We start from the raw sequence: 8,056 nt of genomic DNA, 5'->3' as shown, positions 1-8,056 counted from the left end.
GCACACCCGATTGACGAGTTCCCAGCACTTCACCCGGACCGCGAAAACGCATATCCATTTCTGAGATGAAAAAGCCATCCTGGGACTGTTCCAAAACCTTCAGCCGCGCTTCTGCATCGGGGCTTCGAGAATTGCTCATCAACAAACAGTAGGATTGCGCTGCACCCCGACCGACACGTCCCCGCAATTGATGCAACTGAGATAAACCAAAACGTTCCGCATTTTCAATGAGCATAAATGTAGCATTTGGGATGTCTACACCGACTTCAACGACGGTGGTAGAAACCAGAATTTGAGTTTGGCGATCGCTACCATTTGTCCAATTTTTCAAGTTAGCTTTGGCATCCTCAGTCTACCCGACAGTCCACTGATGTTTTTTTGGTCAGCCAGTTTATATTGTGCGGCTAATGAATTTTTTCGCCACTCTGGGAATCAATCCCACAGCCAATTGAAGGATGAATTTTGCTCATCTAATTTATACGTTCCTAGTTACCGTTTAGCAATTCTTGGTATTTTGGTAGGATTAGCCAATGCACTCTTGTAGTGCGATCGCTTTTTTATAAACTGCGATCGCCTAAGTTAAATTGCCTACGCAGCGATATCTAGCAACAAATCGCTTTGCATCTATACACTTTTCAACAAACTGAAGCAGTCTGTGAGTTCACCGGAGCGGTCTCCCAATTCACCGGAGCGGTCTGCGAGTTCACCGGAGCGGTCTGCGAGTTCACCGGAGCGGTCTGCGAGTTCACCGGAGCGGTCTCCCAGTTCACCGGAGCGGTCTCCCAATTCACCGGAGCGGTCTCAATACGGTTCGGATAATATTTTTTGATGAAAATTATAGATCGCAAAGACGCAAGGGTATCGCCGTCTTTACAATAATCAGTCCTTTGTAGAGACGGCGATACCCTTGCGTCTCTTCCCTTAACACCAAGCGTATTGGGAGCGGTCTGGCTTAAAACTTTTATAAAAATCAACATCTAGTGATGAGATACCGGAAAATTACTGGTATCACCTGAAAAGTTTATTATAAAAAATTGTGAGTTACCCTGAACCGGAATGCGCTTTAACTGAGGCAAGCTAGCTCTAGAAGTATCTTAAAGAAATAAATTTATGTCTCGTCTAAAACGCACATCCCGTATTTTAGAAAAAGCTCAGTTAAGATCCGCTGGACTGAAATCGATTGTTCCAAGCATCAAATTTGATGAAGATTATAGTCTGGAAAAACTGATTGAGTCAATTGAGCAGTTACGTAACAAACTTGATGTTTATAATACCGCTCTGTCTATGGTTGACTCTTCTAAAACTGAGATTGAAGAGATGGAAAAAAACTTGAGTCAGCTTTCTCAGAAGATGCTGATGGTGGTTGCTATCAAGTATGGCAAAGACAGCCGCGAATATGAGATGGCAGGTGGTGTTCGCAATAGCGATCGCATCCGCAAAATCAGGTCGAGTCGCTTAAAAAATGTTGCACAAGCATCAGATGAGAATGTGAAAACTGCATAGTAGCGGCTATAAACAGTAGGATTGCGCTCCACCCCGACCGACACGTCCCCGCAATTGATGCAACTGAGATAAACCAAAACGTTCCGCATTTTCAATGAGCATGACTGTAGCGTTTGGTATGTCTACACCGACTTCAACGACGTTGGTAGAAACGAGAATTTGAGTTTGGCGATCGCGGGATTTGACGGGCTGCAACGTCATGATTTAGGACGTTCTGCTTCAGGGAAGATACCTTGATCAATTGTCCGTCCAACGACGGGAACTGAAAGCACAATTGAAGTTGTGACAGTGGCAAAAGGAATAAAGCGATCGACCAATTGCTCTAAGTGACTAATAGAAGTTACTGATACCTTGGCTAGATAATGATCGCTACCCGTCACGCGATAGCAAGATTCTATCTCTGGACACTCACGCAAAAGCGATCGCACTTCATCGCAGCGATGTCCAAAAGATTTGATGGTGATGAATGCCATTATCGGCAATCCTAGTTTTTCCAAGTTTAATTCTGCACGATAGCGAGTAATAACCCCAGCTTCTTCCAAACGTCGGACTCGTTCCGCGACAGCCGGCGAGGACAACCCTACCCGCTTTCCCAGTTCTTTTAAGGGAATGCGGGCGTTTTCTTGTAAAATCGCCAGAATCTGCCAACTTGTTTCATCAATCAGCTTTTGTGAGTTATCAATCATAACTTTAATTTTATAAGTAAAAGCCTACAAAGACAGTTTTATCTTAAGTTAATACCTGGAAATGCTTTACTTTAAGTATTTATTTACACATAATATCTTTATAAAATAAATACATGAAACGAGTTAGAGGTATCTATCAATGCATACCCAATCTAAAATTATGATTCGTCCTCTCACGTCATTTTTGGGAGCTGAGATTGAAGGAGTTGATGCTTCCAAGAAAATAACACCTGATATACTTGCTCAACTCAACTCGACACTGATTGAACATCAGCTACTCGTTTTACGCCACCAAAACTTGAGCGTTGAGCAACAAATTGCCTTTAGTCGTAACTTTGGTGAGATGGAACAGTTCAGCCCCCATCCCCACTATTTGAACTATCCGGAAATCTTTCCCGTTTCCAACCGCGAAGAAGATGGTTATCCCAATGTGGGACATTACTGGCATCATGACGGCTCATTTTTAGAAACGCCAACTAGTTTATCGCTGTTTTACTTTCTCAAAGCACCGCTTCAAGGTGGGGATTTTCTCTTTAACAATATGTATCACGCCTATGAAAGCTTGCCAGAAACTCTCAAAAAGCAAGTGGAAGGGTTAGAGACAATTCACCGTAATGGCGTTGTGCATTCTTTGGTGCGAAAACATCCGATAACTGGACGCAAAGCGCTTTACATCAACATGGGGCTGACGGTGGGAATTGTCGGACTTTCTCATCAACAGAGCGTTGGTATTATTCGCGATTTGAATCGTCATCTCAATCACCCGGAGTATGTGTATCATCACAAGCTGCAAGTGGGAGATTTGATTATTTGCGATAACGCATCTGTTGCTCATTTTGCTACCTACGCAGATCCGCAATATCCCCAACTACAGCGACGCACCACAGTTAGCGGCACAGTCAAGTTTTAATAATCAGTTTGGATTGAGGCAAGATGCAGAATTTAGACGGACAGGGATATTCAAGAAAGGTACGGCTTTACGGTCAGCCTAATTCCGCAGAAGCTTATGAAATTCGTGATTTTCTCAATCGCAGTGTTGTTGAATTTGACTGGGTTGAATTAACTTGTGATGATGATTGCCAAAGAGAACTTGGACTTCCATCCCTAAGTAATATTCGATTACCAGTAATTCAACTGCCAGATGGCACACAGATGTTTGCTCCTACTGTCCGAGAAATTGCTCATAGGCTGGGGTGGGTGACTCAGCCAAGATTTAAAGAGTATGATTTGTCGATTTATGGTGCGGGTCCTGCCGGATTAAGTGCTGCCGTTTATGCTGCTTCCGAGGGCTTGCGTACTGTTCTCATTGAGCGACACGCGATTGGAGGACAAGCGGGTACTAGCTCATTAATTGAGAATTACATGGGATTTCCGGAAGGAATTGGTGGGGCTGAATTAGCTGAACGAGCGCGTCAGCAAGCGGTCAAGTTCGGTGTCGAACTGTTGCTGATGCGCGAAGGCATTAAAGCTGAGTTTAAGAATAATCGCATCTATGTAGACATGGCAGATAACAGCAAAATGATTGCACGGGCAAATATTTGTGCGACTGGTGTAGAGTATCGACGGCTCAATCTTGCCAACGAAGACCGATTTTTAAATGTAGGCTTGTTCTATGGTGCGGGAGCCAGCGAAGCACCTATGTGTCAAGACCAACATATCTTTGTGATTGGTGGTGGTAACTCAGCAGGGCAAGCTGTGATGTATTTCTCTCGCTATGCCAAAAAAGTGACAATGCTAATTCGTGGTGGTAATCTCGGAGCCACGCTCTCGCAGTATCTCACCGACCGGATTACCAATACTAGCAATATTGAGGTATTGTTTCACACTCAAGTTACTGGTCTTGATGGCGATACATCACTGCGCCAGATTGAAATTACCAATTGTCATGACGGTGTGCAGAAAATCGATACGCAACGTCTGTTTGTTTGTATTGGGGGTGCGCCAAATACTGAATGGGCAAAGGACACTAATATTATGCGCGATCGCTCTGGTTATCTAGTCACTGGTTCGGACTTACTTAAAGATGGTCATCCCCCGTCAGGTTGGACACTCGACCGTGACCCCTTTTTCTTAGAAACCAGCGTTCCCGGCTCTTTTGCTGCTGGTGATGTCCGACATAACTCCATTAAGCGGGTTGCTTCGGCTGTTGGTGAAGGTGCTATGGCTGTAACTTTAGTTCATAAATATTTAGAGGAAACAACTTAATACAGAAATCATGACGACACTAAAATTGCTTTCTCCTGCTAATCTCGGTTTGCTCGAACTTCGCAATCGCATGATTCTTGCACCTCTAACTCGTTGTCGTGCTGGTGCTGGGTATGTTCCTCAGCCGATTAATGCCCTATATTACGCCCAACGAGCATCGGCTGGGTTAATTATCAGCGAAGCAACCCAAGTTGCACCCAATGGCATTGGCTACCCTAATACACCGGGAATTTATAACTCAGCACAAGTAAAAGGCTGGAAGCAACAGGACTTACGCAACTGGCACACTGCGATCACCCTTGTATAGTACATAAGTATTACTTTGACCCCGTTCCGAAAGCTTTGTATTCGGAATAGAAATGGCATTAGTGAAGCACATACCATTTCAGCGTTGCTTATGACAAAGGTAACGCGGGGTGCATCCCAGTTTTTATTCTTCTAATAGAAATAAATGAAATGTGAGATACTAAAGGGATAATAACAGCCCTAGCTATCTGCGAGAATTGCCATGACTGAAGAAGAAAACCAGCTGTTGATGGAACACGCTCGTGCGATCGCTAAAATACTTTATAAAAATGCTCCGGTCGAGGAGCTAACCAGCTTAGGCAGTCTCCAAGCTGGATTTATTGCCTTTTCCTGCTCCCTCTTGACAAAAATGCAATTACCTTAACCTCTCACGGATGGTATTATGGTGAGGCGACTGGCTTAAATTTTGACTTTCTAAAACTTTTCAAACACCCTCTTATGGTTAATATAAAAAAAGTTTAACTCTAGTTAAAATCTGGAATGCTAAAATGCTAATTCTAACTAGTTAATATAAATAAATTATCAACAAATTAAAATAGTAATAAACTATGAGCTATGAGCAAGTACTGCGTCGAACTGTACATACTTGGTATGTTATACTTTGAAGAAGATACTGATGAAACAGTAGTTCTCGATAGAGCAACTATGAGTATGATTGATTCATACTTTAGGAACAGCTTATTTTTAAAAAAATGGAGAGGACATAAAGATGATAATGGTGATGCTGCATACTTTAAATTAAAGTTGTTAAAATCAAGAGATCCTGTCGCCTTTGAAGATTGTTTGGGGGCTAATCTGTCCAAGTTTGCAAGCGAAATACAGTTTGGTTACTATCATCACAGAGCCATATTCAAGACAAAATTTGTTAAGAGTGCTACTCTATCAGTAATTAGAGATTATCGAGGTGAAATTCACAAGATAATACGGGAAAAGTTCTTCGAGGAATTTACAAACTATCAAATATCAATACCAAACAAAACATCGAATTTGCTACTCCGATACATTTACTCTTATACTCTAATTGTGGTTCCCAACGGACAAAAAGAAATGAAGAGAGAAGTAATAGAACTAGATAAAAATGGCTATGATTCCGTATTTTCAAGTAGAAGTACTGCCTTTGGGTTTGCACTAACAGAAAGTGATAATCTTGAATTAATTCGACCAAAAACTCACTATGTCCGAATAAGTGTACCTAGTATAATAATATATCTGAGTGGTTATAAAATGGATCAAAACTTGCTATTTAAAATTATTGATGGAATTTATTATGGAGGAATTTACCAAAAAATCAAAAAGGATCACGAAATAGAGAAGATAACCAATAAATTTACTCCTGTAAATCAATGGACACATGATTTGATGATTGAGACTTATAAGGTTCTCAAAGACACTGTAAGTATTCAAGAGTTAAATTATATATCAGTAAACGTAGACCGAATTTCGTTGCTAATAAGTGCATTTGCTATTATAATATCACTGATTGCGTTATTTAAATAAAAGTATATTTAATGTCACTTACTCTTAGTATTATAGGAGCTGGAAGTAATTATACACCTGTATTAATTGATTACCTGCTGAAGAGCTTTAAGGAATTCCCTTTTGGGAAGATTGTTTTGATGGACATAGTTCAAGATAGGTTAGATATTATCAAGCAATTTGTAGAGCATCAGTTTGAAACTTACCATATTTCAGTGACATTAGAGTTATGCTGTGATCTACGATATGCTCTTCAAAACACTGACTTTGTTTTTACAATGTATCGCGTTGGGGGGCTGAATGCGAGATACTTTGATACTTTACAAGCTATTAAGCATGGAATATTGGGTCAAGAAACTCAAGGCTGGGGTGGTTTTATAAGTGCGCTTCGCAACATACCAGTTGCTGTTCAAATATGTGAAATATTGCAAGAACTCAGTCCACAAGCATGGATGATTAACATTACAAATCCTGTTGGAATTATTACGCAGGCTTGTTTTAGAATAAGAAAGGAACGAACTATAGGAATTTGTGAAATACCAGTACAAATGCTGCTATCAATTTCTGAGGTTTTGAACATACCTCAAGAAGAAATTAAATTATCTTATACTGGTCTAAATCACCTTTCTTGGATTACAGACATAGTTATAAACAATCAATCTATTATTGATACTGTATTAGAAAATCATATTGATCACATACTCCAGAAATTACTTCCCAATCATAAAGATTTAACATCGCTAGTATATATATCAAGATCGAGCCGAGTAATACCCTCTCCATACTTGCAGTATTACTACTTGCTAAAAGAGATAACAGATCAGATATGCAGCTACTCAAAGACTAGAGCAGAAAAATGTAAGGAAATAGACCAGATTCTAATGCAGCAGTACTCACTGCATGACCCGGAGTGGATAAAAACAGCGTCTTTAAGGGGCGGATTCCTGTTGGGACCAGCAATTGCAACTACGATAAACGAAATACTTTGTCCTAGCAATCGCCAGATTTTTCCGTGTGTGCCCAACAAGGGTAATTTAGCGTTCTTGCCTGAAACTGCTGTTGTTGAGACTCCTGTGAAGATAGAGAATAATTATTTAATACCTCAACAACAGCATGATTTACATCCACACCTTCGAGGCTTAATTTCACAAGTTGCTGCCTATGAACAACTCACTGTCGAAGCGGGGATATATGGCAACTATAATGTTGCACTTGCAGCATTGGCTACCCATCCTCTGATTCCTTCTCTACCAATTGCGAAACGAATGTTAGACGAGATGCTCTGTGTACATAAACAATTCCTACCACAATTTCAGTAGACCGAAAAGTTTTGCGCTCGCAAAAAAATAGTCAGGACTTATGCAAATGTCACAGGCGATCGCGTCCCCCAAAGGTGAAAGGTTGAGTGAGATAGAGGCTTTTTTGGCAGACCGGGAACAAGGAGGTAGGCACACGGCGCTCACTCACTCACTGCCCAATGGCTCTTGGTGCCGTTTGACCCAAACAGAAATGGAACTGTGGAACATTCTTGTTAGGACTTACGCAAAGTCACGCATGGAACGAACCGCAGAGGACGCAGAGAAATAAGAGTTTGGGAGAGTTTTTGCGTAAGTCCTAATATTCTGACTCCTAACTTCACGTCAAAATTGACCCACCCATCAAGCGATCGTAGCGATACTTCAACTCTTCTTTCATCAAATACCAACGCTCTAAAGTTGCATCTATCTCTATCACCTTCTCCGCTGCTTCCCGCGCTAACAATAATACTTCTTCATCTTCAACTAAACTCGCCAAGGTAAAATCTGGCACACCCGATTGACGAGTTCCCAGCACTTCACCCGGACCGCGAAAACGCATATCCATTTCTGAGATGAAAAAGC

The 8,056-nt window shown here is 41.3% G+C and carries 9 protein-coding genes and 3 pseudogenes; 8 read left to right on the top strand and 4 right to left on the bottom strand.

Annotated elements, in window-relative coordinates; all coding sequences use genetic code 11:
* Positions 1-307: pseudogene (locus PI95_RS33825) on the bottom strand (helicase-related protein); the annotation flags it as partial.
* Positions 308-1,110: 803 nt separating this feature from the next.
* On the opposite strand from PI95_RS33825, the gene PI95_RS33815 reads away from it, so the two are divergent.
* On the top strand, positions 1,111-1,503 hold the full coding sequence (locus PI95_RS33815; RefSeq protein ID WP_039753776.1) for a hypothetical protein: 393 nt from the start codon (positions 1,111-1,113) through the stop codon (positions 1,501-1,503).
* A gap of 9 nt (positions 1,504-1,512) precedes the next feature.
* Here PI95_RS33815 and PI95_RS33810 read toward each other — a convergent pair.
* A pseudogene (locus PI95_RS33810) lies at positions 1,513-1,686 on the bottom strand (helicase-related protein); the annotation flags it as partial.
* A 14-nt stretch (positions 1,687-1,700) separates the two neighbouring features.
* Positions 1,701-2,189, bottom strand: coding sequence for an Lrp/AsnC family transcriptional regulator (locus PI95_RS33805; protein WP_039753779.1), 489 nt, complete (start codon positions 2,187-2,189; stop codon positions 1,701-1,703).
* A gap of 139 nt (positions 2,190-2,328) precedes the next feature.
* On the opposite strand from PI95_RS33805, the gene PI95_RS33800 reads away from it, so the two are divergent.
* From PI95_RS33800 to PI95_RS33770, 7 genes and pseudogenes are all read left to right on the top strand, one after another.
* Positions 2,329-3,099: a TauD/TfdA dioxygenase family protein gene (locus tag PI95_RS33800; protein WP_163519441.1), complete on the top strand. Its 771-nt coding sequence runs from the start codon at positions 2,329-2,331 to the stop codon at positions 3,097-3,099.
* 23 nt (positions 3,100-3,122) lie between these two features.
* Positions 3,123-4,394, top strand: a complete 1,272-nt coding sequence (locus PI95_RS33795; RefSeq protein WP_039753783.1) for an NAD(P)/FAD-dependent oxidoreductase — start codon at positions 3,123-3,125, stop codon at positions 4,392-4,394.
* A 10-nt stretch (positions 4,395-4,404) separates the two neighbouring features.
* Positions 4,405-4,659, top strand: a pseudogene (locus PI95_RS33790) (oxidoreductase); the annotation flags it as partial.
* Between the two features lie 243 nt (positions 4,660-4,902).
* Complete coding sequence (locus tag PI95_RS33785; RefSeq protein ID WP_163519440.1) at positions 4,903-5,064, top strand: hypothetical protein; 162 nt, start codon at positions 4,903-4,905, stop codon at positions 5,062-5,064.
* Between the two features lie 227 nt (positions 5,065-5,291).
* The gene (locus tag PI95_RS33780) at positions 5,292-6,197 is read left to right on the top strand and encodes a hypothetical protein (protein WP_163519439.1); all 906 of its coding nucleotides are present in this window, start codon (positions 5,292-5,294) and stop codon (positions 6,195-6,197) included.
* 11 nt (positions 6,198-6,208) lie between these two features.
* The gene (locus tag PI95_RS33775) at positions 6,209-7,495 is read left to right on the top strand and encodes a family 4 glycosyl hydrolase (protein WP_039753787.1); all 1,287 of its coding nucleotides are present in this window, start codon (positions 6,209-6,211) and stop codon (positions 7,493-7,495) included.
* A gap of 40 nt (positions 7,496-7,535) precedes the next feature.
* Positions 7,536-7,763 (top strand): hypothetical protein, encoded by a 228-nt coding sequence (locus PI95_RS33770; protein ID WP_039753788.1) that lies wholly within the window; start codon positions 7,536-7,538, stop codon positions 7,761-7,763.
* A 48-nt stretch (positions 7,764-7,811) separates the two neighbouring features.
* Here PI95_RS33770 and PI95_RS33765 read toward each other — a convergent pair.
* A partial coding sequence (locus PI95_RS33765) for a hypothetical protein (RefSeq protein WP_163519438.1) occupies positions 7,812-8,056 on the bottom strand: 245 nt, incomplete at its 5' end.

This window comes from Hassallia byssoidea VB512170, from assembly GCF_000817785.2.
Lineage (GTDB): Bacteria > Cyanobacteriota > Cyanobacteriia > Cyanobacteriales > Nostocaceae > Hassallia > Hassallia carrinoi.
Note: the sequence above shows the minus strand (reverse complement) of the source record. Positions and strands in the feature narration are given on the sequence as shown.

Bases quoted from the DNA above. Each gene is read 5' to 3' on its own strand.
- PI95_RS33795 (WP_039753783.1), top strand. From the start codon at position 3,123: ATGCAGAATTTAGACGGACAGGGATATTCAAGAAAGGTACGGCTTTAC.
- PI95_RS33805 (WP_039753779.1), bottom strand. From the start codon at position 2,189: ATGATTGATAACTCACAAAAGCTGATTGATGAAACAAGTTGGCAGATT.
- PI95_RS33815 (WP_039753776.1), top strand. From the start codon at position 1,111: ATGTCTCGTCTAAAACGCACATCCCGTATTTTAGAAAAAGCTCAGTTA.
- PI95_RS33800 (WP_163519441.1), top strand. From the start codon at position 2,329: ATGCATACCCAATCTAAAATTATGATTCGTCCTCTCACGTCATTTTTG.
- PI95_RS33770 (WP_039753788.1), top strand. From the start codon at position 7,536: ATGCAAATGTCACAGGCGATCGCGTCCCCCAAAGGTGAAAGGTTGAGT.
- PI95_RS33780 (WP_163519439.1), top strand. From the start codon at position 5,292: ATGTTATACTTTGAAGAAGATACTGATGAAACAGTAGTTCTCGATAGA.
- PI95_RS33785 (WP_163519440.1), top strand. From the start codon at position 4,903: ATGACTGAAGAAGAAAACCAGCTGTTGATGGAACACGCTCGTGCGATC.
- PI95_RS33775 (WP_039753787.1), top strand. From the start codon at position 6,209: ATGTCACTTACTCTTAGTATTATAGGAGCTGGAAGTAATTATACACCT.